The organism is Kosakonia pseudosacchari (genome assembly GCF_015167415.1).
In the GTDB taxonomy this organism is placed as follows: Bacteria; Pseudomonadota; Gammaproteobacteria; order Enterobacterales; family Enterobacteriaceae; genus Kosakonia; species Kosakonia pseudosacchari.
In genome coordinates this window covers 185,212-210,073 of the sequence record NZ_CP063425.1, presented here as the reverse complement: position 1 = coordinate 210,073, position 24,862 = coordinate 185,212, and the positions used below count along the sequence as shown (strand labels likewise).

The window sequence follows — 24,862 nt, the reverse complement described above, 5'->3', positions numbered from 1 at the left end:
CGGCTAGAGTGACAAAAGCGAAGACAGACTTAGATAAACGCAAATGCATCGCCAAACAGACGATCTTCACGCGCACCGCGCTCATTACAGAACAGATCGCGGGCGATTTTCGCCATCTCGAAACGGCCTGCAATATAGATGTCGTGCTCGGCCAGCGAACCGAAATCCTGCAACACCGCAGCCAGCACGGTGCCTGAGCGGCCGCGCCAGTCCGCTTCCGGCTGCTCAACGACGGGTACCACACGCAGATTCGGATGATCCACCGACAACGCTTCCAGCTCGCTTAAATCGTAGAGGTGCTTCTCTTCACGACCACCCCAGTAAATCGTGATGTCACGATTCGGGTTTTGCGCCAGAGAGGTCAGCAAAATAGAGCGGACATAGGAGAAGCCGGTACCACCAGCAATCAGCACCATCGGACGCTCTTCATCGTCACGAAGCCAGGCGTCGCCGTGCGGAATATCGATAACGATTTCCCGGTCTTTCAGAATGCGATCCATCACCGCCATGGCGTAGAGATTCAGCTCAGACGCGCCAATATGCAGTTCGATAAAATCATGCTGATCCGGCGTCGAGGCCATAGAGAACGGGCGTTTGTCTCGCTCATCCATCACCACCATCAGATACTGGCCCGCGCGGAACGAAAAAGCCGCCTCCGGCACTAAACGGACACGATATACGGTATCAGTGATGGCCTCTACCGAGGTCACTTTACAGCTTAAGGTTGTCATGCGCTCTCTCTGTCGGGTCTATTTTGGTCGTTCAGTATGGCCAGTTCATCCCAGATGGCGTCGATTCTTGCCGTCACTTCCGGGTCTTTCTTGATGGGGCGGCCCCATTCACGCTGGGTCTCACCCGGCCATTTATTGGTGGCATCCAGTCCCATTTTGGAGCCCAGTCCGGAAACCGGCGAGGCAAAATCCAGATAATCAATCGGCGTGTTTTCCACCAGAACCGTATCCCTCGCAGGATCCATTCGGGTGGTAATCGCCCAAATAACGTCATTCCAGTCGCGGGCATTCACATCGTCATCGCACACGATCACAAATTTGGTGTACATAAACTGACGCAGGAAAGACCAGACGCCCATCATTACGCGCTTGGCGTGACCGGGATACTGTTTCTTCATGGTGACTACCGCCAGGCGATAAGAGCACCCTTCCGGCGGCAGGTAAAAATCAACGATTTCCGGGAACTGCTTTTGCAGGATCGGCACGAACACTTCGTTTAGCGCCACGCCCAGCACTGCCGGCTCATCTGGCGGACGGCCAGTATAAGTAGAGTGGTAAATCGCATCTTCGCGCTGCGTAATATGGGTAACCGTAAACACCGGGAAATGATCAACTTCATTGTAATAACCGGTGTGATCGCCATACGGCCCTTCCGGCGCCATCTCACCGGGCTCAATATAGCCTTCCAGCACGATTTCTGCACTGGCCGGAACTTCCAGATCGCTTGATACGCACTTCACCACTTCGGTTTTTGTACCGCGCAATAACCCGGCGAAGGCATATTCTGAAAGCGTATCCGGCACTGGCGTTACCGCGCCGAGAATGGTTGCCGGATCGGCACCCAGCGCCACAGCAACCGGGAAACGCTCGCCAGGATGCGCCGCCTGCCACTCCTGAAAATCGAGCGCACCACCGCGATGGGAGAGCCAGCGCATGATTAATTTGTTTTTACCGATCAGCTGTTGGCGATAAATACCCAGGTTCTGCCGCTCTTTATGCGGGCCACGCGTCACCGTCAGCCCCCAGGTGATCAGCGGCGCGGCGTCTTCCGGCCAGCACTGCATAATCGGAATGTTGCGCAGATCGACGTCATCACCCTGCATCACTTTTTGCTGGCAAGGAGCTCCGCGCAGGCGTTTTGTCGGCATGTTCAGCACTTGCTTAAATTGCGGCAGTTTATCGAACAGATCGCGGAAACCTTTTGGTGGCTCCGGCTCTTTGAGAAACGCCAGCAATTTGCCCACGTCCCGCAACGCGCTGACATCTTCTTGCCCCATGCCCAGCGCCACGCGGCGCGGCGTGCCAAATAAGTTGCACAACACCGGCATGGTGTAACCTTTGGGATTTTCAAATAACAACGCCGGGCCACCCGCACGCAACGTGCGATCGGCTATTTCCGTCATTTCCAGATAGGGGTCAACCGGAAGAGTGATGCGTTTCAGCTCGCCCTGCTGCTCAAGCAGCGTCAGGAAGTCGCGTAGGTCGTTGTATTTCATGCGGTCTATTATCGCCTCCAGGTAAGGGGCTTATTATACGGTGTTCGCCCGGCGGTTGCTGTATTTTTGTTAAATCTGCGTGAATTACAACGACATCTTTAGGCGCAGGTTATAATCAACTTAGCCATCATGCTGCGGTTTTGATATTCTTGCGCCCGAACTTACGGAAAAGAGTCATTATGCGATCCTGGTATCTACTTTACTGCAAACGTGGCCAGCTCCAGCGCGCCCAGGAACACTTAGAACGCCAGGCGGTCAGCTGTCTGACGCCTATGATTGCACTGGAAAAAATGGTGCGCGGCAAACGCACAACAGTGAACGAACCTCTTTTCCCGAACTATTTGTTTGTGGAGTTTGATCCTGAGGTGATTCATACCACCACGATCAACGCCACGCGCGGCGTCAGCCATTTCGTCCGCTTTGGCATGCACCCGGCAACCGTTCCGCAATCCGTCATTCAGCAGCTTTCGCTCTATCAGCCAGAAGGGATTACCGACCCTGACACGCCTTATCCAGGCGATGATGTGGTGATCACCGAGGGCGCACTTGAGGGGTTGCAGGCAATCTTTAAAGAGCCGGACGGCGAAGCGCGCTCCATGCTCTTACTCCACCTGCTTAACAAGCAGGTACTGCAAAGCGTCAAGAACACCGATTTTCGCAAGGCGTGAGCGGCGCGTTAAAAATCCACGCCGAATAACCGCCGCACGTTCTGATCCGTTACCGAACCCAGCCACTGAGCCTCTTCCCCACGAAGCCCGGCAACTGTGGCAAGAATATTCCCTAACAGGGCCGGTTCATTACGCCGCGACGCAGGCTTTGGTTTGATATCGCGCGGCAGTAAGTACGGCGCATCGGTTTCAATCAATAGCCGCTCGGCGGGGATCAGTGGAACCACCTCACGTAACTCCAGCCCGCGACGTTCATCGCATACCCAGCCAGTAATGCCTAAGTAGATACCGCGATCGAGACAATCTCGCGCTTCCTGCGCTGAACCGGTGAAACAGTGCAGCACCGCACCAGGCAACTTATCCAGCCACGGATCCAGCAGCGTCAGAAAGCGCTCATGCGCATCGCGGCAATGCAAAAACACCGGCATGTTGAGCTCGGCGGCCAGCGCCAATTGCGCGTCGAAAGCGTACTCCTGCTCCTGCGGCGTCGAAAAATTGCGGTTGAAATCCAGCCCGCATTCACCCACGGCAACGACTTCCGCTGTAGCAGCCAGCGCGCGGATCGCCTCTGCGGTTTCATCATCCCAGCAACTGCTGTCATGCGGATGCACGCCGGCAGTGGACCAGCAATGACGATAGCGTTGAGCGAGTTGCTGTGCCTGCTGGCTTTCATGCGGATTGGTTCCGGTAATGAGCATACCTGTCACGCCCGCCGCTTGCGCACGCGCCACGGTGTCATCCCGGTCTTTAGCAAACTGGCTGTTGGTTAAATTCACACCGATATCAAACATACTTTATTCCATACAACAACCGCCCTGACGGGCGGCTGGTAGTTACTCTTCGCTGGTTTCGGTTTCGTTCTCTTCGTCCGGAATACGGCGCTTGCCGACGTAGAAGCGAGCAAAAAAGACGCCGACTTCGAACAGGCAATACATCGGTATTGCCAGTAAGGTCTGAGAGAAGACATCCGGTGGCGTTAGCAACATACCGACAACGAATGCGCCAACCAAAACGTACGGGCGCTTTTGCCGCAGATCGGCTGGTGTGGTCACCCCCATCCAGCACAGCAGTACAATGGCAACCGGCACTTCAAACGAAACGCCAAAAGCCATAAATAGCGCCATCACGAAGCTAAGGTAACTGGCGATATCGGTGGAAACCTGCACGCCTTCCGGCGCCGTGTGCGTCAGAAAACCGAAGGCCAGCGGGAACACCACGAAATAGGCAAACGCCATGCCGATGTAAAACAGCAGCGAACTGGAAATCAGCAGCGGTACCACCAGACGACGTTCATGCTTGTATAACGCCGGCGCGACAAACGCCCAGACCTGATACAGAATGACCGGCGCAGAAAGGATCAGCGACACCATGAAGGTCAGCTTGATCGGCGTAAAAAAGGGTGAGGCCACGTCGGTGGCGATCATCGTCGCGCCCAATGGCATCTGCTTGATGAGCGGTGCGGAAACCAGTTGATAGATATCATTCGCGAAGTAAACCAGCGCGAGGAAAATCACGATAACGGCGATAATGCAGTTCAGCAGACGCTTACGCAGCTCAATAAGGTGTGCGATCAGCGGTTGGGTATCGTCTACAGCCATGTTCAGGATTTATCACTTGAAGAAGGTGTGGAGTCGGAAACCGGCGAGGCCGCTTGCACCGTAGACGTCATCTGCGGCGCTTTTTTCGTTTCTGCAGCGTCAGGGACTTGCTGCGGCGAACTGGCCTGGTTTTCAGCGGCGGCAGGCGTAACACCTTCATGCTGCGCTTCGTTATCTTTTACCACCGGGTTATGGATGGTATGTGCTTCATCGCTGGCTTTTTCGGCATCGTTAGCGCTGTAGGAGCGCTTCATCGATTCCGCCGCCTGGCGCAGCTCATCCATCGACTGCTTTAACTCTGGCGTCAGGTTTTCCAGGCTCGCTTTTTCCACCTTTTTCAGGCTGTCCTGGAACTCTTGCAGCTTCAGTTCCTGCGTCAGTTCATTCTGCACTGTCGTGGCCAGCGCGCGCAGCGCGCGGACCCAGCCCGCCACAGTGCGCACAGCCACGGGTAGCCGTTGCGGCCCTAATACCACGAGGCCAATGATGAAAACGAGTAACAGTTCGCCAAAACCTATATCGAACACGAATTACACCTGCTCTTTGTCGTGACGTTTTTCGTCTTTTTTAGCGTCGTCGGATGTCTTATTGTCGGAAAGAGACTTTGCCGTAAAATCCGCATCTTGCGCCGATTTATCCTGCTTTTCCTCTTTATCGTCATCGCTCATGGCTTTTTTGAAGCCTTTAATGGATGCACCAAGGTCTGAACCAATCGAGCCGAGCTTTTTAGTGCCAAACAGCAGCACAACGATGACCGCAATAATCAACAACTGCCAAATGCTGATACCACCCATACATAGTCCTCTGTAACAGATGATGTTAAAAACAGGCCCCAGTATACACTTTATCCATTAAGCTGCCTCTTTGTTGGCAGCTTCTGTGCACCAGGCCCACCCGGGCGGCGTTTCGCTTAACGTGTTTTATACCAACCCACACACCAGGTCAGAACGCCACCGACCATTAGCCACCCCGGCGTTAAACCCCACTCTGGGCGGTTAATCAGTAGCAGCGTACCGCTCAATAACAGTGTCGCGCCAATACCAAACAGATAGCGTGATTGCCCCTGCCGCACATGGTTTGCCTGTAATTCACTGGCAATCTTATCCACGCTTTGCTGCAAATGCTTGCCTTGCTGCAATCCGTTGTAGATCAGTTCAGGAATTTCCGGCATTTTTTCGATCCAGAAGGGGCCTTTTTCTTTCAGCGCTCTGACCAGCGCCGGAATACCCACCTGATCTTTGATCCACGTTTCAAGGAAAGGTTTCGCGGTTTTCCATAAATCCAGTTGCGGATAGAGCTGACGGCCGACACCTTCGATATAGAGCAACGTTTTCTGCAACAGCACCAGTTGCGGCTGCACTTCCATATTAAAGCGACGTGCCGTATTGAAGAGGTTGAGCAGCACATGCCCAAAGGAGATTTCCGCCAGCGGCTTTTCAAAGATCGGCTCACAAACGGTGCGAATGGCAAACTCGAACTCTTCAACATTGGTATCCGGCGGAACCCAGCCTGAATCCACATGCAGCTCCGCCACTTTGCGATAGTCGCGGTTAAAGAAGGCGATAAAGTTTTCCGCCAGGTAACGCTTATCTTCTTTGTTCAGCGAACCGACAATACCGCAGTCAATGCCGATATATTGCGGATCTTCCGGATGGTCGTAGCTAACAAAAATATTACCCGGATGCATGTCTGCATGGAAAAAGCTGTCGCGGAATACCTGGGTGAAAAAGACCTGCACACCACGTTCGGCCAGCAGTTTCAAATTGGTGCCGTTCTTCTCCAGCGCAGCAACATCGGAAACCGGAATGCCATAAATACGTTCCATCACCAGCATGTTTTGGCTGCAATAATCCGAATAGATTTCCGGCACATACAGCATTGGGCTGTTTTCGAAGTTGCGGCGCAACTGGATCGCGTTAGCGGCTTCACGCAGCAGATCCAGTTCATCAATCAGCGTCTTCTCATATTCGCGCACCACTTCACGCGGGCGCAGGCGGCGACCATCCGGCAACAGGCGAGGAACCCAGCCCGCCAGGCGGTAGATCAGTTTCAGATCCGCTTTGATCACCGGCAGGATGTCCGGGCGAATGACCTTAATCACCACTTCTTTGCCACTCTCTTTCAACCGTGCTGTATGCACCTGCGCAATGGATGCAGAGGCCAGCGGTTCAATGGCAAAGTCATCAAACCAGGTTTCAACTGGCAGATCACCCATCGCTTTTTCAATCTGCTTTTTGGCGAGATGACCATCAAAAGGCGCAACGCGGTCCTGCAACATTGCCAGCTGATCGGCAATCAGCGGCGGAAATAAATCACGGCGAGTAGACAACATTTGCCCGAATTTAATCCATACCGGCCCCAGTTCCTGCAAGGCAAGACGCAGGCGTTCCCCAAGCATTTTTTCTTTGTGCCGGTTTGGCATCCAGAAGAGCGTCCGCCGCCATAACCGCAGCGGCAGGGTGATACGCATTTTGGGAATGAGCTCATCAAGCCCGTAACTTAAAAAGGTTTGGATGATGAAATAGAGGCGCCGTAATTCTCCAGGCGTCATTTGCCCTCCAGTTTATCCAGGCGTTTGGCTAAGGCATCCGCAGCCCTTTCCACAGCAGCCGTTTCTTCAGCAAACCAGGCAACTTCCAGTGCGCCTGGCGCAAGGCGCCACTCTTCCGTTAGCACTTCAGCGACATAGCGTTGCTGGCGTTGAAAACCGTGTTGCAGAAAGCGAGCACCGCCGCGCAGGAATTTACTGATCCCCTCAGCGGCGATATCGCCAGTCCATGGCGCGAGGATCTCGGCAGGATCGAATTCCGCCAAATCCATCAGCGAAACCAGGTTTTGCACCACCTGAATATCGCCCTGCACTTCCAGCTCGCCGCTGCGAATAAGCGCAGTCAGTTGCTGGCGGTCACGCAACTTAGGCAGCACCCGCAGTTGCGTAATCACGGAACAGTCAGCTTCCCCTTCCCACTCGCCTAATACATCAATCTGGCGCTCACTGAACACCAGTACAAAGGGGGAAGAGAACTCTTGCAGCACTACGCGCAACACCTTGCCATGCAAACGCTGGCGCGCAGGTTTCAGCGCGCCTTCACGGTATAAAAACGTATTCAGTACACGTTCAATTCCGGCGGCAACCATCGGCTTAAAAGGCATACGCACTCCTGTCAGAATTTGTAGCCACGATGCAGAGCAACGATACCGGCCGTCATGTTGTAGTAATCGACGTTTTCGAAACCGGCGTCCTGCATCATCGCTTTCAGGGTCTCCTGATCGGGGTGCATACGGATAGATTCAGCAAGATAGCGATAGCTTTCCGCGTCGTTTGCCACCAGTTGACCAATACGCGGCAGGACGTGGAAAGAGTACGCATCATAAGCTTTGCTCAGCGGTTCAATAATGGGCTTGGAAAATTCGAGCACCAGCAGGCGGCCGCCCGGTTTCAAAACGCGGAACATGGAGCGCAGCGCTTTCTCTTTTTCCGTCACGTTACGCAGACCAAACGAGATAGTGATGCAGTCGAAAGTATTGTCCGGGAACGGCAAGGCTTCAGCATTTGCCTGCACATATTCGACGTTACCGATCACACCGAGGTTGCGCAGTTTTTCGCGCCCCATTTTCAGCATCGAATCGTTAATATCTGCCAGTACAACCTGGCCGGTTTCGCCCACCAGGCGGGAGAATTTCGCCGTCAGATCGCCCGTACCACCGGCCAGATCGAGAACTTTCTGCCCACGACGCACGCCGCTGCAATCAATGGTAAAGCGCTTCCATAAACGGTGAATGCCCATCGACATCAGATCGTTCATAACGTCATATTTTGACGCGACCGAATGGAAGACATGCGCCACCATGTCGGCTTTGTTTTCTTTGGCGACGGTCTGAAAACCAAAGTGTGTTGTCTCTTTTGAATCTTCCGCCATCTTAGTGCCTGCTATTCAAGAAATTGTTTGTGAAGTGTATCAGATTGGAGGCGATTGCCCTACGATTCAACCACCCGAAGACGCCTTCGATTCAGGATCATCGCCCGCGGCCATGCTATCTAATGCATTGTCTTCAAAGCAATCGAGGGAGTCGTTTTGCCCGGAACGCAAACGGAACTCTTCGTCCTGTTCCTGTGCTTGCGCCGCTAATTCCGGATTAATCTCGCGTTTGATTTCGACGCCGAGCCCGCGAAATGCCTCTGCCTGAGCCAGCAGATTGCCGCGCCCGGAACTCAGTTTTTTCATCGCCTGGCGGTAATTTTCCTGGGCTTTATCCAGGCTCTGACCAATGGATGACATGTCGTCAACGAACAGGCGCATTTTGTCATACAGGCGGCTCGCCCGCTCCGCGATCTGCTGCGCATTGCGGCTTTGATGTTCATAACGCCACAGGTTGGCGATAGTTCGCAGCGCCACCAGCAATGTCGTCGGGCTGACCAGCATGATGTTATTTTTCAGCGCTTCGGTGATCAGTTCAGGCTGTCTGTCCAGCGCAATCAAAAAGGCCGGCTCCACCGGAATAAACATCAAGACATAATCCAGGCTACGCAGCCCCGGCAGTTGCTGATAATCCTTACGACCAAGCAGGCGAATATGGTTTCGTACCGAGGCGATATGTTCCTGTAGCGCTCCTTCGCGCGTAAAGTCGTCGTCGGCATTGAAATAACGTTCGTAAGCGACCAGCGTCATTTTGGCGTCGATCACCACATCTTTGCCCTGCGGCAGACGCACGATCACATCCGGTTGCATCCGCGCGCGATGGTCATTTTCAATACTGACCTGGGTTTCGTATTCATAACCTTCACGTAAACCAGAGGCTTCCAGCACGCGGGTCAGCACCACTTCCCCCCAGTTACCCTGGGTTTTGTTATCGCCTTTCAGCGCCCGTGTCAGGTTTATCGCTTCCTGCGCCATCTGGGCATTCAGCTGTTGCAGGTTGCGAATTTCATGTGCCAGCGTGTGGCGTTCACGCGCTTCCTGACCAAAACTCTCCTGCACCTGACGGCGAAAACCATCAAGTTGCTCGCGCAGCGGCGTTAGCAGACCGTTCAGGCTTTGCCGGTTTTGTTCATCCACGCGGCGATTGCTCTGCTCGAAGATACGATTAGCAAGATTTTCAAACTGTTCGCTCAACCGCTGCTCGCTGCTGTGCATCTGGCGTAGCTTCTCTTCAGCATGCAACTGAGTAGATTCAAGCCGGGTCGTCACTTCGCGTAAATCCGCTTCCAGCGAGCTATTGATATGTTGCAGGCTACGCAGCTCGTTATTGAGCAACCCGCACTCTTCGCGCCAGTGTTCGTTTTGGGTTATCTGCTGCCGGGCGGCGCTCAGTTCGCTAAAGACATCACGCTGCTCCGCGAGCAGATCCGCCTGCTGCTGCGCCCCTCGCCAGCTTGCTGCCAGCCAGCCGACCAGTAAACCCGCCAGCGCAACGGCTGCCATGACGATGATTGAAGTGTCCACCACGTCCCCTTAGTGATAACGCCTGTAGCGGAGGATTGTGCTGTATAAACGTCCAGTTTGGAAGGGGTTTTCCTGCGAAGCAGTACGCAAAAAGAAAAGGCCGAACGCATCGGCCTTTGCAAAAGGGAAGGCGAATTACAGAAGACGACGCGCCGCTTCCACCACGATTTTCACCGCGTGGCTTTCGGTCTGCTTCATGGTTTCCGCATTCGGGATCTCTTGCTGGGTGCGGTTTACAATCACACCGGCAACCATGCCTGCACGCAGCCCCTGGCTTGCGCACATGGTCAGCAGCGTGGCGGATTCCATTTCATAGTTCATCACGCCCATGGACTGCCACTCTTCCATGGAACCTTTAAAGCGGTTCACCACGCGACCAGAGAAGGTGTCGTAACGCTCCTGGCCTGGGTAGAAGGTGTCGGAAGAGGCGGTAACGCCGATATGTTTCGTTGCGCCAATCGCATCCGCTGCGGCAACCAGCGCGGTAGTGCACTCAAAATCCGCCACCGCCGGGTACTCCATCGGTGCAAAGTGCAGGCTCGCGCCGTCAAGGCGCACGGACGCGGTGGTGATCAACACGTCGCCAACATTAATGTGCGGCTGAATCGCACCGGTGGTGCCCACACGCAGGAAAGTGCGGATGCCAAGCTGCGCCAGTTCTTCAACGGCGATAGAGGTTGACGGGCCGCCGATGCCGGTGGAACAAACGATAACCGGTTTGCCATCCAGCTCTGCGCGCCAGCTGGTAAATTCGCGGTGAGATGCCAGTTTGACCGGCTTATCCATCAGCGCGGCGATCTTTTCCACACGCTCCGGATCGCCAGGGACGATGGCCAGCGTAGCCCCTTGTAAATCGTTTTTGGTGAGGCCGAGATGAAAAACATCAGACTTGGACATAACAGACTCCTCTGTGGTCGGTTTTATCAGTAGAGGCAAAAAGATACTTTACAGAAGGCACGGATATAATTTCGTGACTGATATCACCATGAATAAAACTGATTGCATTTCATTTCCATAAATTAGTGATTTACATCACATTAACACGACACATCCCACAACTCAGCAGCAAAGATAGTCTACGGCACGGTGATTTGCGCGCGCGGCAGGCCTTCCCGTCTATAGTTATTGAAGCGCTAAAAAAGGTATGGAGAATGCCATGACAACCAACAACACACCAGGCTTTGCACCTGCGGCTTCACCTCTCGCTTCAACCGTTGTTCACACGCCGGAAGACGCCTTAATCGCAGGCGAAACGTCTATTCCGACACAGGGCGAAAATATGCCCGCTTTTCACGCCCGACCGAAAAATGCCGAAGGCCCATTGCCGATTGTCATTGTGGTGCAGGAAATTTTCGGCGTGCATGAGCATATTCGCGATCTGTGCCGCCGTCTGGCACTGGAAGGCTATCTCGCCATCGCGCCGGAGCTCTATTTCCGTCAGGGCGATCCAAATGATTTCGCCGATATTCAAACCCTGCTAAGCGGCCTGGTAAGCAAAGTACCGGACGCGCAAGTGCTCGCCGACCTGGATCATGTCGCCAGTTGGGCAGCGCGCAACGGCGGGAACGCGCATCAGCTGTTAGTGACCGGTTTTTGCTGGGGCGGACGCATCGCCTGGCTGTATGCCGCGCACAATCCGCAGTTGAAAGCCGCCGTCGCCTGGTATGGCAAGCTGGTGGGGGAGAAATCGCTCAATTCTCCGCGTCACCCGGTGGATATCGCCACTGAACTTACCGCGCCAGTGCTCGGTTTATATGGCGCACAGGATACCGGTATTCCGCTGGAGAGTGTGGAAACCATGCGCCAGGCGCTCAGAGCCGCGAACGCCAAGGCTGAAATCATCGTCTACCCCGAAGCGGGTCACGCGTTTAATGCGGACTACCGCCCAAGCTATCACGCAGAATCCGCCGCCGATGGCTGGCAGCGGATGCTGGCATGGTTTGCGCAGTACGTTAAAAAATAAGTTTTTTTGCGCCGCCGGCTTCACACCGGACGGCGCGGTAAGGCTTACTGCTGACGCAGGTTCTGCGCGGCTTTCACCATATTTGCCAGCGCGCTACGGGTTTCCGGCCAGCCGCGGGTTTTCAGGCCGCAGTCCGGGTTCACCCACAAGCGTTGTGCGGGGATGCGCTGCGCCGCTTTTTGCAGCAGCGCTTCGATCCACTCAACGCTCGGGACATTCGGCGAGTGAATGTCATACACGCCTGGACCGATTTCGTTCGGGTACTCAAACTCTTCAAACGACTCCAGCAATTCCATATCCGAACGCGAGGTTTCAATAGTGATCACATCGGCATCCAGCGCGGCAATGGAATCCATGATGTCGTTGAACTCGCAGTAACACATATGGGTGTGGATCTGCGTGTCATCTTTCGCTACCGCCGCGTTAATGCGGAAGGCTTCCACACCCCACGCCAGATAGGCATCCCAGTCGCTGCGACGCAGCGGCAAGCCTTCGCGCAGTGCTGGTTCATCAATCTGGATAATACCAATCCCCGCCGCTTCCAGATCTGCCACTTCATCACGCAATGCCAGCGCGATTTGTTTGGCGATGGTTTCGCGGCTTACATCTTCGCGCGGGAATGACCAGCAAAGAATGGTCACCGGGCCGGTCAGCATGCCTTTCACCGGTTTGTCAGTCAGCGACTGCGCATACTTCGCCCACTCCACGGTAATCGCTTCCGGGCGACTGACGTCGCCGATAACCACCGGCGGTTTCACGCAGCGGGAGCCGTAGCTCTGCACCCAGCCGTTTTGCGTAAAGACGAAGCCGTCGAGGTTTTCACCAAAGTACTCCACCATGTCATTACGTTCGGCTTCGCCATGCACCAGCACGTCTAAGCCCAGACGTTCCTGCTCGGCAATCGCCTGTTTGATATGTTCAGCGATACCGGTGCGGTAGTTGCCCGCGTCGAGATGGCCTTTTTTGAAATCCAGGCGCAGGCCGCGAATTTCCGTGGTCTGCGGGAAGGAACCGATAGTGGTGGTCGGCCAGGCGGGCAGATTAAAGCGCTTGCGCTGGGCTTTTGCGCGCTCGGCGTATGGGCTGTTGCGCTGGCTGTCCTGCGCGGTGATCGCCGCCAGACGCTGCGCTACCGCCGTGTTGTGAACACGCGTAGAGTGGCGACGCGCCTGAATCGGAGCGCTCCATTCCGCCAGTTTTTCCGTATTACCGCTGTTCAGCGCATCGCGCAGCAGCGCCAGTTCCTGGCATTTTTGCAGGGCGAAGGCGAACCAGCTCTTCACTTCCGCATCCAGACGCGTTTCAACACTCAGATCGATCGGGCTGTGCAGTAAAGAACAAGAAGAGGCAACCCACAGCGGACGTTGACCAACCACCTCGTTGATCTGCGCATATTTCTCGGTGAGATCGGCACGCCAGACGTTACGGCCATTCACCAGACCGGCAGAGAGCAGCCAGTCGGCAGGCAGACGCGAGTGCAACTCGGCCACGTTGTCCTTGCCGTGTACCAAATCAACGTGCAGCCCCTGAACCGGCAGCGCGGTGATCACATCAAGGTTCGGCGTCACGCCTTCAAAATAGGTGGTTAGCAGCAATTTCAGTTGGCCGGAAAGCGCGTCATAAGCCGGTTTAAACGCATCCAGCCAGGCTTGCGGCAGCTCCAGCACCAGCGCCGGTTCGTCGATTTGCACCCACTCGATACCGCGTTTTGCCAGCTCGCCCAGCACCTGCTGGTAAACCGGCAGGATGTCGTTCAGCAGGCTTAGACGATCAAACTGTTCCCCTTTCACTTTGCCCAGCCACAGGTAAGTGACCGGGCCAAGCAGCACCGGTTTCACCTTGTGGCCGAGCGCCAGCGCTTCGTCTACTTCGTCCAGCAACTGGGTCCAGGTGAGTTTGAACTGCTGGCCTTTGCTGAACTCCGGCACCATGTAGTGGTAGTTGGTGTTGAACCATTTGGTCATTTCCGCGGCTGCCGCCGGTTCGCCAGTGGGCGCACGACCACGACCAATGCGGAACAGGGTGTCGATATCCACGGAGCCGTCGTTGTTCTGATGACGAGCCGGCACATTGCCCAGCAGCAGGCTGGTGGTCAGAACATGGTCGTACCAGGCGAAATCGCCCACCGGCAGCAGATCAATTCCTGCCGCTTTTTGCTGCTCCCAGTGGCGGGCGCGCAGCTCGCGCCCTACCGCCAGCAGCTCTTCACGGGTGGCGTTACCCGCCCAGTAGCTCTCTTGCGCTTTTTTCAACTCGCGGCGCAGGCCAACGCGAGGGAAACCGAGGGTGTGATTAAGAATTGTCATTTTGAGCCTCTTCAATTGGGTTAATCCAAAGGATTTCGGATTAAGGGAAGGCGGCAAGTTCATGAATCCCCAGGAGCTTACCGAAGTAAGTGACTGGGGTGAATGAGCGCAGCCAACGCACCATTAATTCGAAAGACGCAGGTTTTTTAGACGTCCAGATGTTTACACATCCATATTGTGTAGGTACTGTATATTCCTCAAGCGCAAAATGTTCATGCCGGAGTGAAGGACTTTCATGATCGAAATTAAACACCTGAAAACGCTACAGGCGTTACGAAACAGCGGGTCGCTGGCGGCGGCGGCGGCAACGCTGCATCAAACGCAGTCCGCGCTTTCCCACCAGTTCAGCGATCTGGAACAGCGCCTTGGCTTTCGTCTGTTTGTGCGCAAAAGCCAGCCGCTGCGCTTTACGCCGCAGGGTGAAATTCTGCTGCAACTGGCGAATCAGGTGCTGCCGCAGATTAGCCGCGCGCTGCAGGCCTGCAATGAGCCGCAGCAAGCCACGCTGCGCATCGCTATTGAGTGTCATAGCTGTATTCAGTGGCTGACGCCTGCGCTTGAGAACTTCCGCCAGAACTGGCCGCAAGTGGAGATGGATTTCAAATCCGGCGTCACGTTTGATCCGCAACCCGCGCTGCAACAGGGCGAGCTGGATCTGGTGATGACCTCCGACATTCTGCCGCGCAGCGGTCTGCACTATTCACCGATGTTTGATTTTGAGGTGCGGCTGGTGCTGGCGCCGGATCATCCGCTGGCGGCGAAAGCGCGTATCACGCCGGACGATATCGCCAGCGAAACGCTGCTGATTTACCCGGTGCAGCGCAGTCGCCTGGATATCTGGCGTCACTTCCTGCAACCGGCGGGCGTGAGTCCGTCGCTGAAAAGTGTGGATAACACGCTGCTGCTGATTCAGATGGTTGCCGCGCGGATGGGCATTGCGGCACTGCCGCACTGGGTGGTGGAGAGCTTTGAGCGCCAGGGCCTGGTGGTGACCAAAACCCTGGGCGAAGGATTGTGGAGCCGGCTGTACGCCGCCGTGCGCGACGGCGAGCAGCGTCAGCCGGTAACGGAAGCGTTTATTCGCTCAGCGCGGAACCACGCTTGCGACCATCTGCCGTTTGTACGGAGCGCGGAGCGACCCAACGGCGATGCACCCACAGCGAGGCCATTATCACCGCACCACCAATAATAAAGCTCGGCCAGTGCGGTTGTTCCTGCCAAATCGCGAGGTTAACCAGTAACCCGGCGGGAACGTGCACATTGTTCATGATGCCGAGCGTCCCGGCGTCCACCTGCGTGGCGCCATAGTTCCACATAAAATAACCCAGCCCGGATGCCACTACGCCAAGCCATACCAGCACGCCCCACTGCAGCGTCGTGGTCGGCAGCTTCTGCGGGTTACCCATCACAAACCACGCCACCACGGCGACCACGAATGCGCCAAGATAAAACCAGGCGAACGCGTTGTGTTGCGGCATTGGGCGCGTCTCCATCAGGCGTTTATAGCCGACCATACCGATAGCAAAGCTGATATTCGCCAGTTGCACCAGAATCAGGCCAATCCAGAAGTGATCGCTCACTTTGTCGTAGCGAATAATCGCCGCGCCAATCACCGCCAGCCCGGCGCTTAGCGCGTAGCTCCAGCGCAGCCCGCGCTTGCTGAGCAGATCGTAAATCAGGGTGACATACAGCGGTGTGAAAACGGTAAACAGCAGGAATTCCGACACCGTCAGGTAGAGATACGCCTGGAAGCTGAACAGATACATAATGCCCAGTTGCAGCGCGCCCACCAGCATGTACAGGCCAATGGTCTTGAGGTTATGCCCACGCGTGCGCAGAAAAGGTAAAAAGACCAGCGCCGCCAGCCCCACGCGCATCAGCACGGAGAAGTAGCTGTCGACATGACCCGCAAGGTATTCGCCAATCAGGCTAAAAGAGAAAGCCCACAAAATAGTGGTGATGATGAGTAACGCCACAATGAATGTCTCTCCGATGAGTGGACAGGCATTGTAGCGAACTCAGTTGCGCAAGGTTTGAGTATTTAGTTGACGAGTGGTTAATTTAAAACCACTCGTCAATCTTATTCGAGGAACAGCTTACGCAGGTAATGCGGTACGGCGTTATCGGCGTTGGTGCCAATCACTTCCAGCTCCGGGTGCAGTTCTTTCAGACGCTGGTGAGCGTTGCCCATAATGCAACCTTTACCCGCCATCGACAGCATTTCCGCGTCGTTCATGCCGTCACCAAAGGCGATGCACTCTTTCAGGCTATAACCCAGCGCGCCCGCGACCGCTTCCAGCGCATGCCCTTTCGACACGCCGCCCGCCATCACTTCCAGGCAGGTTAAAGTCGAGAAACTGACGTTCACGCGATCGCCCCAGCGAGCGTTGATGGCCTGCTCCAGCGGCAGCAGTTTTTCATGGCTTTCGCAGCTGAAGAAGACTTTGCTGATCCCTTCCGGCTCAAGCAAACCCGGTTCATACAGCGAATACTGGAACACCGCTTCTTTAAAAAACCGCATCTCATCCGGGCGGTGGCGGTTCATGAACCACTCATCGTTGCGGTAGACGTTGGTAATGATATCCGGCTCGTTATGCACCACGCCGAAAAGATCGGTGGCGATATCGCGATCCAGGTTATGGGTGAACACCAGATTGCCATCGGTGTCGTGTACCCGCGCACCGTTGGAGGTGATCATGTAGGCTTTAATGCCCAGATTGTCACGGATTTGCCCGACATCCACATGGTGGCGGCCGGTGGCGAAGACGAAGTTGACGCCGCGCGCGGTAAGCAGTTTTAACGTTTCTTTGGCAAAGGACGACAGTGTGTGGTCGGGGGAGAGCAATGTGCCATCTAAATCAGATGCAACAACCTGGTACATAAGAAAATTTAACCTCAATAATTCATCAGTTATGCCGATCGAAGAATTCGACGATGGCGTTGAGCGCGACCGAGCGCATAGCGTCCTTTTCAAAAAGGATCTCATGGTACGCGCCTTGTATGACCAGCGGTTTCCCCCCTTCACAAGGGTGACCCGCTGCGGCGCGTCGTTCACAGAAGCGTTGATGCATGCGGTTATCGACCACGTGCTCCTCTTCTGCCTGAATAATCAATGTCGGCGTGGCGTCTTTTTCCGCCCCCGCCAGCGCGTGTTCGCCAGCAAGGATCCCTTCACGAACCCAGTGCCAGGTGGGTCCGCCAACGCGAAGCTGCGGTTCATCGGCATAAAAACGCAAATTACGGCGATAGCGCTCGCGGCTGTGGGTTAACACGTTTATCGCGAACGGCAACGGGCGCCAGCTCCCGGTGCCAATGGCATAACCGTCACGAAGACTCGGGTAGCTTTCGGCCCAGTCCAGCAACGGACGCACCATCCATTCCGGCAGGCGAATGATAATGCCAAACATGGGCGCGCACAGGGCAATCGCGTCGCAGGCCTGCGGATAGCGCTGCAAGAACAAAGTGGAAATCGCGCCGCCCATCGAATGAGCAAGAATATAGCGTTTGCGCCACGGCCCGCTGGCCACTTCCTGATCCCAGAATGCCGCCAGATCGTCGACATAATCACTGAAATTGACCACATGACCACGATGCGTGTCCGGCAACATGCGCCCGGAACGCCCCTGGCCGCGATGATCGATAATGAGCACGTCATAACCGAGGTGGAACAGGTCATACGCCAGCTCTGCGTATTTTACGTAGCTTTCAATGCGGCCGGGGCAAATCACAATCACGCGATCGTTACTTTGCGCGCGAAAACGGACAAAACTGACCGGCACATTGTCCACGCCGGTAAAGACCGCTTCTTCCCGCGAACGCCAGAAATCCATCAGCGGTCCCATGGTAAAAGCCGCGAACGCTTTTTCTCTGGTTTCCCATGCCATTTTTTGCCGAAACATTGGGATTTCGCCCCTTTTAGCCATGTAAAATCGTTTTTTTGTGACCAATAGCAAATTCCACTGACAATAGCGTATTGTGGCATAAAAACAGACATCCAGGGAGATTCTCATGACCTTCGAATGGTGGTTCGCTTACCTGCTGACATCCTTAATTCTGAGCCTTTCCCCCGGCTCCGGCGCGATTAACACCATGTCCACTTCCATCAGCCACGGTTATCGCGGCGCGGCAGCGTCCATTGCCGGGCTACAAACCGGCTTAGGCATTCACATCGTGCTGGTTGGTGTCGGTTTGGGCACGTTATTTTCGCGTTCGGTACTGGCCTTTGAAGTGCTGAAATGGGCAGGCGCGGCTTACCTGATTTGGCTTGGCATCCAGCAGTGGCGCGCCGCAGGCGCTATCGATCTCAATACGCTGGCAAAAACCCAATCGCGCGGGCGTTTGTTTAAACGCGCCGTCTTCGTCAACCTGACCAACCCGAAGAGCATTGTGTTTCTCGCCGCCCTCTTCCCGCAGTTTATCGTGCCGCATCAACCGCAAGTGATGCAGTACGTGGTGCTCGGCGTAACCACTATTGTGGTGGATATCATTGTGATGATTGGCTACGCCACGCTGGCGCAGCGCATTGCGACATGGATTAAAGGCCCGCATCAGATGAAAGCGCTGAACAAAGTGTTTGGTTCGTTGTTTATGCTGGTTGGCGCGCTGCTGGCATCGGCAAGACACGCCTGAGAAGAGAGCCGGATAGCGACTCCGGCTTTTATCGTTTAGCGGGAAATAATCAGGTGAATACCAAAACCGGCGAACAGCGCGCCTGCAAAACCATCAATCCACTTCGCCAGACGCTGATAACCCCGGCGGATTTGCGGTAAGGCAAACAGGCTCGCGACCACGGTAAACCAGGCGAACGTTTCCACCGCAATCAGCATAAAAATCCCCCAGCGCGCGCCAGCGCCCACGCTATCGCCAACAAACAGCGAGAAAACAGAACCGAAGTAGATAATCGCTTTCGGGTTGGCGAGATTAGTCAGTAACCCTTTGATAAAGCTGCGCCCGCTGGCGGCCAGCTCAACCTGCGGCGCGTCGCCGTTTTGCGGATCTTTTTTCAGCGCACCGCGCAGCATCTGGTAACCCATCCAGCATAAATAGAGACCACCGCCGACCATAATGATGTTATGCAGCCACGCCATTTTCGCGAGGATCAGGTTCAGGCCGAACAGCGCCACGCCTGCCCAAATCATGACACCCGTGGTGATACCGAGCACGCCCATCATCGCTTCTTTGCGCGAGCGGCTGACAGCGGTTTGTGAAACGAAGAAGAAATCGGGGCCGGGGCTCATCAGTGCGACGATATGCACCAGCGCCACGGTGAGAAATAACATCAACATAGATAACTCGCGGGAAAATAGTTCAGGGGGAAACCATCCTCCCATTTTTTTCGCAGGCTGACTACTCTTCTTCGCCGTCGACATGCGCGCGGATCAGCGCCATAAACTCCTGGCCGAAGCGCTCAAGTTTGCGCGTCCCCACACCGTTGACGCTGAGCATTTCGCCGGGAGAGAGCGGCATCTGTTCGGCCATTTCAATCAGCGTCGCATCGTTAAACACCACGTAAGGCGGAATATTCTCTTCATCGGCAATCGCTTTACGCAACTTGCGCAGCTTGGCGAACAGCTTGCGGTCGTAATTGCCGACCGCCGCTTTCTGCATCACTTTCGGTTTCAGCGCCACCATACGCGGCACCGCCAGCATCAGCGGGACTTCACCGCGCAGTAGCGGGCGCGCCGCTTCGGTGAGCTGCAACGCCGAGTGCTGAGCAATGTTTTGCGTGGCGAAACCTAAGTGAATCAACTGGCGGATCACGCTTACCCAATGTTCGTGGCTTTGCTCGCGACCAATGCCATATACCGGTAATTTGTCGTGGCCAAACTCGCGGATACGCTGGTTGTTCGCCCCGCGCAGCACTTCCACCACATAGCCCATACCGAAACGCTGATTGACGCGGTAGATAGCCGACAACGCTTTTTGCGCGTCCTGCAAACCATCGTACTGGCGCGGCGGATCGAGGCAAATATCGCAGTTACCGCAGGGCTCCTGGCGACCTTCGCCAAAGTAGTTCAGCAGCACCAGACGGCGGCAGGTTTGCGCTTCGGCAAACGCGCCCATCGCATTGAGCTTGTGCCGCTCGATATCCTGCAGCGGCCCGGCGGGCTTCTCTTCCAGGCAGCGGCGCAGCCACGCCATATCCGCCGGATCGTAAAACAGCATCGCTTCCGCAGGCAGGCCGTCACGCCCGGCGCGACCAGTCTCCTGATAATACGATTCGATATTGCGCGGAATGTCGAAATGCACCACGAAACGCACGTTAGGCTTGTTGATGCCCATACCAAACGCCACCGTCGCCACGACAATTTGGAGATCGTCGCGCTGGAACTGTTCCTGCACCCGCGCCCGCACCTCATTTTCCAGCCCGGCATGGTAGGCCGCCGCGCTAAAACCGCGGCTTTGCAAACGGGCAGCGGTGTCTTCCACTTTCGCCCGACTGTTGCAATACACGATGCCGCACTTGCCGCGCTGCTCCTGCACATAACGCAGGAGCTGATCGAGCGGCTTAAATTTTTCCATCAGCATGTAGCGGATGTTCGGGCGGTCGAAGCTGCTGACCTGAATCAGCGGATCGTTAAGCCCCAGCAAACGTTCGATGTCGCGGCGGGTGGTGTCATCAGCGGTGGCGGTCAGCGCCATAAACGGCACGGAAGGCAGCATCTGGCGCAACTGGCCCAGCGCGGCGTATTCCGGACGGAAATCATGACCCCACTGAGAAATACAGTGCGCTTCGTCCACGGCTAACAACACCGGATTCCACAGGCGCAGTTGATCGAGGAAGTTGTCGAGCATCAGGCGCTCGGGGGCGATATAGAGCAACCGAATCTGGCCGTTGCGACAGCCGTTGATCACCTCAAACTGCTGTTCGCGGCTCTGGGTAGAGTTCAGGCACGCCGCTGCGACACCGTTTGCCAGCAGTTGGTCGACCTGATCTTTCATCAGCGAAATGAGCGGTGAAACCACCACCGTCAGGCCATCTAATACCAGCGCCGGAATTTGGTAGCACAGGGATTTCCCGCCGCCGGTTGGCATCACCACCAGACAGTCGCGGCCACTGAGCACGGTGTCGATAATGTCCTGCTGGCCCGGGCGGAATTGCTGGTAGCCGAAGGTCTCTTGCAGAACCTGTTTCGCCAGCGATTCCTGATTCAATACTTCCGCCTGTGCCACTCTGACCCCATTTGCCTGAAATAAAAACAGGCGCTATTTTCAGCGCCTGAGAGAGAAACTGCAATGCTTAAAACAGATCGTTAAGCATCACACCCACGCCGACACGTGTCTGATTGAAATTGTAGTCAATCAATGATTCGCCGTACCCGCTGTAGACCTGCGTATAAAGACGTACGTGTTTTGTCACTGGGTAGCTTAGCCCGAGTTCCGCGCCGCCGTAGCCGGTATTCCAGTTATATTGTCCTTTTGCGCTGAGGATCGCATCGCCAATCTGGTAGCCGATTTTCAACTGGTAATAACCCATATATTTGGTGATATCCGGGTTGTCATCAACCGATCCCACCACATACCACGGTTTCACCTCCACCAGCCAGTTACCGCTTTGCGCCATTAAGCGCGTATACGCGCGGTTCCAGCTGCGCGAAGTCGGATCGGAACGCCCGTTCGAATCGTGATTAAAACCAAACTCCACGTCGCGCAGCGTCCAGCCAGCAAACTCGTAATCGGTGGCAAACCCGAGGAACAGTTGCGGTTCGTAGTTGGTTTCACGGAACGGAGAAGACTCGCCGCTGTTTGACAGCTGCCACCAGGATTTTTGTGTGTAGGAACCACCGAACACCGAGTTTGGCCCCAAAATCCCGCGCCAGAACGGAAACGCCAGGCTGAGCTGGAACTTCACTTCGTCTTTACGCGCATTGTCCGCCCAGTTATAGGAGCGAATCGCTTCTTTATTCAGATCGCTGGTATCGGTGTAGATAACGTAGTTGGATTCATAAGGATAGAGCGTGAACGGATTGTCGTGCTCCTGTAATAAGTTGGCGATGACGCTGCCGCGCACGGCTGGCGCATCATGAACTTCTTTTACCGTCGCTTCTTGTGCGTAAGCCATAAACGGCAGTGCAAGCACTGCGAAAAACCAACCCAGAGAGGTCCGCATCGGTTTGCTGCTCCAAATCATATTGTTGAATTGACGAATTTCCCCGCAGGTATTCTACATATTTATTGAGTCACTGCTCATGTATCGGTTCCGAAAGTGGAAATCAACAATCGATAAGCATAAAATCAACATTTCATTAACTCATCGGATCAGATAGCCATGTCAGTTGTTCTCACAGCGGAAGAAGTCCTGAAAACGGTCGGCGAGATATTCGTTTACCACATGCCGTTTAATCGTGCGTTAGGGCTGGAGCTGGAGCGTTATGAGAAAGAGTACGCGCAGCTGAGTTTCAATAACCAACCTATGATGGTCGGCAACTGGGCGCAAAGCATTTTGCACGGCGGTGTGATTGCCTCTGCGCTGGATGTCGCCGCAGGTCTGGTTTGTGTGGGCAGCACATTAACCCGCCATGAAACGATTAGCGAAGAGGAGCTGCGCCAGCGTTTAGCACGCATGGGCACGATCGATTTACGCGTCGATTACCTGCGACCGGGTCGCGGCACGCGCTTTACCGCCAGTAGCAGCTTGCTGCGCGCGGGTAATAAAGTTGCCGTCGCGCGCGTAGAGCTGCACAACGAAGAACAGCTCTATATTGCCAGCGCGACCGCCACCTATATGGTGGGGTGAGCCGGGCATAAAAATCGGGTACCATGAGGATTCCTTTCAGCTAAGAGCTTTCCCGATGGATGCAAAACAGACGCGGCTGGGCGTGCTTCTTGCCCTGGCCGCTTATTTTATTTGGGGCATTGCCCCGGCTTACTTCAAAACGATCTGGTTCGTTCCGGCCGACGAAATTCTGACGCATCGCGTGATCTGGTCTTTCTTCTTTATGCTGGCGTTGATTAGCGTGAGCCGCCAGTGGAGCAGCGTGAAAGCCCTGCTGCAAACGCCGAAAAAGATCCTGCTGCTGGCGCTCTCTGCCGTGCTGGTGGGGGGCAACTGGTTACTGTTTATCTGGGCGGTAAACCATAACCATATGCTGGAAGCCAGCCTGGGCTACTTTATTAACCCGCTGGTGAATATTCTGTTGGGGATGCTGTTTCTGGGCGAACGCTTTCGCCGCATGCAGTGGCTGGCGGTGCTGCTGGCAGCGATCGGGGTGCTGGTACAATTGTGGACATTCGGCTCGCTGCCGATAATCGCGCTGGGTCTGGCCTTCAGCTTTGCGTTTTACGGCCTGCTACGCAAAAAGATTGCCGTCGAAGCGCAAACCGGGATGTTGATAGAAACGCTGTGGCTGCTGCCGGTTGCCGCAGTGTGGTTGTTCGGCATTACCGATAGCCCGACCAGCCATATGGGGCAAAACAGCCTGTCGCTTAATCTGCTGTTAATGGCCGCAGGTGTCGTAACCACCGTGCCGCTGCTCTGTTTTACCGGTGCGGCAACGCGTCTTCGCCTGTCGACGCTCGGCTTTTTCCAGTACATTGGCCCGACGTTGATGTTCGTGCTGGCGGTGCTTTTTTACGGCGAACATCCCGGTGCGGATAAAATGGTGACCTTCGGCTTTATCTGGGTTGCGCTGGCTATTTTTGTGCTCGACGCGGTGTATACACAGCGTGGTTTACGCAAAAAACCTGATTAAACTCATAGGCGGAATAGCCGCCCAATACCTACAAAAATTCAGAGGTAAGGATTTACTCAATCGCGTAATGCGCAATGGAATGCTATGTTTGCCCCTTCGTCATTACGTTATTCAGGATGAATCAGCGATGATCCGCAGGATTTTTTTGCCGTCGGGCAAAACGTGCCTCGCGCGTGGGCCGTATATCCTTATCTTTTTACTTCTGCATATTCTCTTTTTAATTGTTGCTTTTAATGTAGCCGAACTGCCTGTTCTGCCGCTGGTGTGCTTTCTGCTTTACACCTATTTAAAGCTCAATATTAACGCGCAACGCTGCAGGGATAGCGGCGCAAGAGGCCGCTATGTGGTCATTTTTTCACTGCTGGTCTACCTGGCATCGCTGGCCGTTGCCGCCACCGGTGTTGCCAGCGACGTAGAGTGCGTGAGCTTAGGTATCAGAATCTATTTCGGCTACGACGTGCTGGTATTTTTCGTCTTTATGCTCGCACCGACGCAGTTACAACAACAAATTAATTCGACGGACCATGTGTCTATTTCAGGAGGGGAAAATGAGTAACATCAACACTTATGATTATAAAAGCGACCATTCATTAAGCGACAAATGGAAGTATCGTTTCGCATTCTATGAGAAGAACGGCTACCCATCTTTTTGGGGGATGAGCCCGGCATGGAAAAATGCCTATAAAGAGATGACCTTTGGCCAGAAGATAAAAGTCTCTTTCAATTTCTTCGCCTGGTTTTTTTCTATTATCTATCTGCTGATCCTTGGCTTATGGAAAAAAGCCCTGTTAGTTTTAGTTATCAACGTTGTCGTTATCGTGTTTGCGGTTATTTTTAACCTTGGCTTCCTGGGTTATATGGTAAACGCCCTCATCGCCTGTCGGGCCAACATTTGGTATTACGATCTAAAAGTGAAGGGCAAACAGGACTGGAGCCTGTAATAAAAAAGGTTCAGCGCTATGCT

26 protein-coding genes are annotated in these 24,862 nt (G+C 54.8%); 8 read left to right on the top strand and 18 right to left on the bottom strand.

All coding sequences use genetic code 11. From position 1 onward, the window contains the following. Window positions 1-29 precede the first annotated feature (29 nt). Window positions 30-731, bottom strand: coding sequence for an NAD(P)H-flavin reductase (gene fre / locus IP581_RS01000; protein ID WP_193821554.1), 702 nt, complete (start codon window positions 729-731; stop codon window positions 30-32). Then, the gene (gene ubiD, locus IP581_RS00995) at window positions 728-2,236 is read right to left on the bottom strand and encodes a 4-hydroxy-3-polyprenylbenzoate decarboxylase (protein WP_193822619.1); all 1,509 of its coding nucleotides are present in this window, start codon (window positions 2,234-2,236) and stop codon (window positions 728-730) included. The genes fre and ubiD overlap by 4 nt, the downstream gene beginning before the upstream one ends. Window positions 2,237-2,406: 170 nt before the next feature. On the opposite strand from ubiD, the gene rfaH reads away from it, so the two are divergent. Then, the gene (gene rfaH, locus IP581_RS00990; RefSeq protein ID WP_017459761.1) at window positions 2,407-2,895 is read left to right on the top strand and encodes a transcription/translation regulatory transformer protein RfaH; all 489 of its coding nucleotides are present in this window, start codon (window positions 2,407-2,409) and stop codon (window positions 2,893-2,895) included. A gap of 8 nt (window positions 2,896-2,903) precedes the next feature. Here rfaH and tatD read toward each other — a convergent pair whose 3' ends face one another. The 9 genes from tatD to udp all read right to left on the bottom strand — a co-directional run bounded on the left by tatD (window position 2,904) and on the right by udp (window position 10,834). After that, window positions 2,904-3,686, bottom strand: coding sequence for a 3'-5' ssDNA/RNA exonuclease TatD (tatD, locus tag IP581_RS00985; protein ID WP_193821553.1), 783 nt, complete (start codon window positions 3,684-3,686; stop codon window positions 2,904-2,906). Window positions 3,687-3,728: 42 nt separating this feature from the next. After that, on the bottom strand, window positions 3,729-4,493 hold the full coding sequence (gene tatC / locus IP581_RS00980) for a Sec-independent protein translocase subunit TatC (protein ID WP_065369802.1): 765 nt from the start codon (window positions 4,491-4,493) through the stop codon (window positions 3,729-3,731). 2 nt (window positions 4,494-4,495) lie between these two features. After that, window positions 4,496-5,020, bottom strand: a complete 525-nt coding sequence (tatB, locus tag IP581_RS00975) for a Sec-independent protein translocase protein TatB (RefSeq protein WP_193821552.1) — start codon at window positions 5,018-5,020, stop codon at window positions 4,496-4,498. A 3-nt stretch (window positions 5,021-5,023) separates the two neighbouring features. Further along, the gene (tatA, locus tag IP581_RS00970) at window positions 5,024-5,287 is read right to left on the bottom strand and encodes a Sec-independent protein translocase subunit TatA (protein ID WP_097401947.1); all 264 of its coding nucleotides are present in this window, start codon (window positions 5,285-5,287) and stop codon (window positions 5,024-5,026) included. A 116-nt stretch (window positions 5,288-5,403) separates the two neighbouring features. Then, a complete protein-coding gene (gene ubiB, locus IP581_RS00965) occupies window positions 5,404-7,044 on the bottom strand; it encodes a ubiquinone biosynthesis regulatory protein kinase UbiB (RefSeq protein ID WP_086868501.1) in 1,641 nt (546 codons plus the stop codon). Continuing rightward, window positions 7,041-7,646 (bottom strand): ubiquinone biosynthesis protein UbiJ, encoded by a 606-nt coding sequence (gene ubiJ / locus IP581_RS00960; protein WP_020456039.1) that lies wholly within the window; start codon window positions 7,644-7,646, stop codon window positions 7,041-7,043. Before ubiJ ends, ubiB begins: the two co-directional genes overlap by 4 nt. Before the next feature lie 11 nt (window positions 7,647-7,657). Further along, window positions 7,658-8,413 carry a bifunctional demethylmenaquinone methyltransferase/2-methoxy-6-polyprenyl-1,4-benzoquinol methylase UbiE gene (gene ubiE / locus IP581_RS00955; protein WP_017459754.1) on the bottom strand — a complete coding sequence of 252 codons (756 nt, stop codon included), beginning with the start codon at window positions 8,411-8,413 and terminating at the stop codon, window positions 7,658-7,660. Window positions 8,414-8,479: 66 nt separating this feature from the next. Then, window positions 8,480-9,937 carry a DNA recombination protein RmuC gene (rmuC, locus tag IP581_RS00950; RefSeq protein ID WP_193821551.1) on the bottom strand — a complete coding sequence of 486 codons (1,458 nt, stop codon included), beginning with the start codon at window positions 9,935-9,937 and terminating at the stop codon, window positions 8,480-8,482. A gap of 135 nt (window positions 9,938-10,072) precedes the next feature. Next, the gene (udp, locus tag IP581_RS00945; RefSeq protein ID WP_193821550.1) at window positions 10,073-10,834 is read right to left on the bottom strand and encodes a uridine phosphorylase; all 762 of its coding nucleotides are present in this window, start codon (window positions 10,832-10,834) and stop codon (window positions 10,073-10,075) included. 259 nt (window positions 10,835-11,093) lie between these two features. On the opposite strand from udp, the gene IP581_RS00940 reads away from it, so the two are divergent. Next, window positions 11,094-11,900 (top strand): dienelactone hydrolase family protein, encoded by an 807-nt coding sequence (locus IP581_RS00940; protein WP_086868495.1) that lies wholly within the window; start codon window positions 11,094-11,096, stop codon window positions 11,898-11,900. 44 nt (window positions 11,901-11,944) lie between these two features. Here the strand turns inward: IP581_RS00940 and metE are convergent, their stop codons facing one another. Next, window positions 11,945-14,206, bottom strand: a complete 2,262-nt coding sequence (gene metE / locus IP581_RS00935; RefSeq protein ID WP_193821549.1) for a 5-methyltetrahydropteroyltriglutamate--homocysteine S-methyltransferase — start codon at window positions 14,204-14,206, stop codon at window positions 11,945-11,947. Between the two features lie 235 nt (window positions 14,207-14,441). On the opposite strand from metE, the gene metR reads away from it, so the two are divergent. After that, window positions 14,442-15,395 (top strand): HTH-type transcriptional regulator MetR, encoded by a 954-nt coding sequence (gene metR, locus IP581_RS00930; protein WP_017459749.1) that lies wholly within the window; start codon window positions 14,442-14,444, stop codon window positions 15,393-15,395. On the opposite strand, the gene IP581_RS00925 is transcribed toward metR, so the two are convergent. From IP581_RS00925 to pldB, 3 genes are all read right to left on the bottom strand, one after another. Continuing rightward, a complete protein-coding gene (locus IP581_RS00925) occupies window positions 15,283-16,182 on the bottom strand; it encodes a carboxylate/amino acid/amine transporter (RefSeq protein ID WP_193821548.1) in 900 nt (299 codons plus the stop codon). The genes metR and IP581_RS00925 overlap by 113 nt on opposite strands. A 104-nt stretch (window positions 16,183-16,286) precedes the next feature. Next, window positions 16,287-17,087 carry a sugar/pyridoxal phosphate phosphatase YigL gene (gene yigL, locus IP581_RS00920; RefSeq protein WP_086868487.1) on the bottom strand — a complete coding sequence of 267 codons (801 nt, stop codon included), beginning with the start codon at window positions 17,085-17,087 and terminating at the stop codon, window positions 16,287-16,289. Between the two features lie 25 nt (window positions 17,088-17,112). Further along, complete coding sequence (pldB, locus tag IP581_RS00915) at window positions 17,113-18,105, bottom strand: lysophospholipase L2 (RefSeq protein WP_086868485.1); 993 nt, start codon at window positions 18,103-18,105, stop codon at window positions 17,113-17,115. A gap of 109 nt (window positions 18,106-18,214) precedes the next feature. On the opposite strand from pldB, the gene rhtB reads away from it, so the two are divergent. Next, the gene (gene rhtB, locus IP581_RS00910; protein WP_086868483.1) at window positions 18,215-18,835 is read left to right on the top strand and encodes a homoserine/homoserine lactone efflux protein; all 621 of its coding nucleotides are present in this window, start codon (window positions 18,215-18,217) and stop codon (window positions 18,833-18,835) included. Between the two features lie 35 nt (window positions 18,836-18,870). Here rhtB and rhtC read toward each other — a convergent pair whose 3' ends face one another. From rhtC to pldA, 3 genes are all read right to left on the bottom strand, one after another. After that, window positions 18,871-19,491: a threonine export protein RhtC gene (gene rhtC, locus IP581_RS00905; protein ID WP_193821547.1), complete on the bottom strand. Its 621-nt coding sequence runs from the start codon at window positions 19,489-19,491 to the stop codon at window positions 18,871-18,873. Window positions 19,492-19,552: 61 nt separating this feature from the next. Further along, window positions 19,553-21,379: an ATP-dependent DNA helicase RecQ gene (gene recQ / locus IP581_RS00900; RefSeq protein ID WP_086868479.1), complete on the bottom strand. Its 1,827-nt coding sequence runs from the start codon at window positions 21,377-21,379 to the stop codon at window positions 19,553-19,555. Between the two features lie 67 nt (window positions 21,380-21,446). Then, window positions 21,447-22,316, bottom strand: coding sequence for a phospholipase A (gene pldA, locus IP581_RS00895; RefSeq protein ID WP_086868477.1), 870 nt, complete (start codon window positions 22,314-22,316; stop codon window positions 21,447-21,449). 159 nt (window positions 22,317-22,475) lie between these two features. On the opposite strand from pldA, the gene yigI reads away from it, so the two are divergent. Genes yigI through IP581_RS00875 form a run of 4 tightly spaced genes read left to right on the top strand, consistent with a single transcriptional unit; the run spans window position 22,476 to window position 24,839 of the window. Continuing rightward, entirely contained in the window at window positions 22,476-22,943 is a 468-nt protein-coding gene (yigI, locus tag IP581_RS00890) for an acyl-CoA thioesterase YigI (protein ID WP_017459741.1), read from the top strand. A 55-nt stretch (window positions 22,944-22,998) separates the two neighbouring features. Further along, the gene (gene rarD, locus IP581_RS00885) at window positions 22,999-23,898 is read left to right on the top strand and encodes an EamA family transporter RarD (RefSeq protein ID WP_086868475.1); all 900 of its coding nucleotides are present in this window, start codon (window positions 22,999-23,001) and stop codon (window positions 23,896-23,898) included. Continuing rightward, window positions 23,873-24,454 (top strand): hypothetical protein, encoded by a 582-nt coding sequence (locus tag IP581_RS00880; protein ID WP_228007799.1) that lies wholly within the window; start codon window positions 23,873-23,875, stop codon window positions 24,452-24,454. The genes rarD and IP581_RS00880 overlap by 26 nt, the downstream gene beginning before the upstream one ends. Beyond that, window positions 24,447-24,839 carry a DUF2628 domain-containing protein gene (locus tag IP581_RS00875; RefSeq protein ID WP_097401958.1) on the top strand — a complete coding sequence of 131 codons (393 nt, stop codon included), beginning with the start codon at window positions 24,447-24,449 and terminating at the stop codon, window positions 24,837-24,839. The genes IP581_RS00880 and IP581_RS00875 overlap by 8 nt, the downstream gene beginning before the upstream one ends. Window positions 24,840-24,862 lie beyond the last annotated feature (23 nt).

What these genes read in the sequence shown, in the direction of transcription:
- udp (WP_193821550.1), bottom strand. Translation starts at nt 10,834, where the DNA reads ATGTCCAAGTCTGATGTTTTTCATCTCGGCCTCACCAAAAACGATTTA.
- tatA (WP_097401947.1), bottom strand. Translation starts at nt 5,287, where the DNA reads ATGGGTGGTATCAGCATTTGGCAGTTGTTGATTATTGCGGTCATCGTT.
- yigL (WP_086868487.1), bottom strand. Translation starts at nt 17,087, where the DNA reads ATGTACCAGGTTGTTGCATCTGATTTAGATGGCACATTGCTCTCCCCC.
- ubiE (WP_017459754.1), bottom strand. Translation starts at nt 8,413, where the DNA reads ATGGCGGAAGATTCAAAAGAGACAACACACTTTGGTTTTCAGACCGTC.
- tatC (WP_065369802.1), bottom strand. Translation starts at nt 4,493, where the DNA reads ATGGCTGTAGACGATACCCAACCGCTGATCGCACACCTTATTGAGCTG.
- pldB (WP_086868485.1), bottom strand. Translation starts at nt 18,105, where the DNA reads ATGTTTCGGCAAAAAATGGCATGGGAAACCAGAGAAAAAGCGTTCGCG.
- rfaH (WP_017459761.1), top strand. Translation starts at nt 2,407, where the DNA reads ATGCGATCCTGGTATCTACTTTACTGCAAACGTGGCCAGCTCCAGCGC.
- rhtB (WP_086868483.1), top strand. Translation starts at nt 18,215, where the DNA reads ATGACCTTCGAATGGTGGTTCGCTTACCTGCTGACATCCTTAATTCTG.
- rarD (WP_086868475.1), top strand. Translation starts at nt 22,999, where the DNA reads ATGGATGCAAAACAGACGCGGCTGGGCGTGCTTCTTGCCCTGGCCGCT.
- fre (WP_193821554.1), bottom strand. Translation starts at nt 731, where the DNA reads ATGACAACCTTAAGCTGTAAAGTGACCTCGGTAGAGGCCATCACTGAT.
- metR (WP_017459749.1), top strand. Translation starts at nt 14,442, where the DNA reads ATGATCGAAATTAAACACCTGAAAACGCTACAGGCGTTACGAAACAGC.
- tatD (WP_193821553.1), bottom strand. Translation starts at nt 3,686, where the DNA reads ATGTTTGATATCGGTGTGAATTTAACCAACAGCCAGTTTGCTAAAGAC.
- IP581_RS00940 (WP_086868495.1), top strand. Translation starts at nt 11,094, where the DNA reads ATGACAACCAACAACACACCAGGCTTTGCACCTGCGGCTTCACCTCTC.
- ubiJ (WP_020456039.1), bottom strand. Translation starts at nt 7,646, where the DNA reads ATGCCTTTTAAGCCGATGGTTGCCGCCGGAATTGAACGTGTACTGAAT.
- pldA (WP_086868477.1), bottom strand. Translation starts at nt 22,316, where the DNA reads ATGCGGACCTCTCTGGGTTGGTTTTTCGCAGTGCTTGCACTGCCGTTT.
- ubiB (WP_086868501.1), bottom strand. Translation starts at nt 7,044, where the DNA reads ATGACGCCTGGAGAATTACGGCGCCTCTATTTCATCATCCAAACCTTT.
- yigI (WP_017459741.1), top strand. Translation starts at nt 22,476, where the DNA reads ATGTCAGTTGTTCTCACAGCGGAAGAAGTCCTGAAAACGGTCGGCGAG.
- metE (WP_193821549.1), bottom strand. Translation starts at nt 14,206, where the DNA reads ATGACAATTCTTAATCACACCCTCGGTTTCCCTCGCGTTGGCCTGCGC.
- rhtC (WP_193821547.1), bottom strand. Translation starts at nt 19,491, where the DNA reads ATGTTGATGTTATTTCTCACCGTGGCGCTGGTGCATATCGTCGCACTG.
- IP581_RS00875 (WP_097401958.1), top strand. Translation starts at nt 24,447, where the DNA reads ATGAGTAACATCAACACTTATGATTATAAAAGCGACCATTCATTAAGC.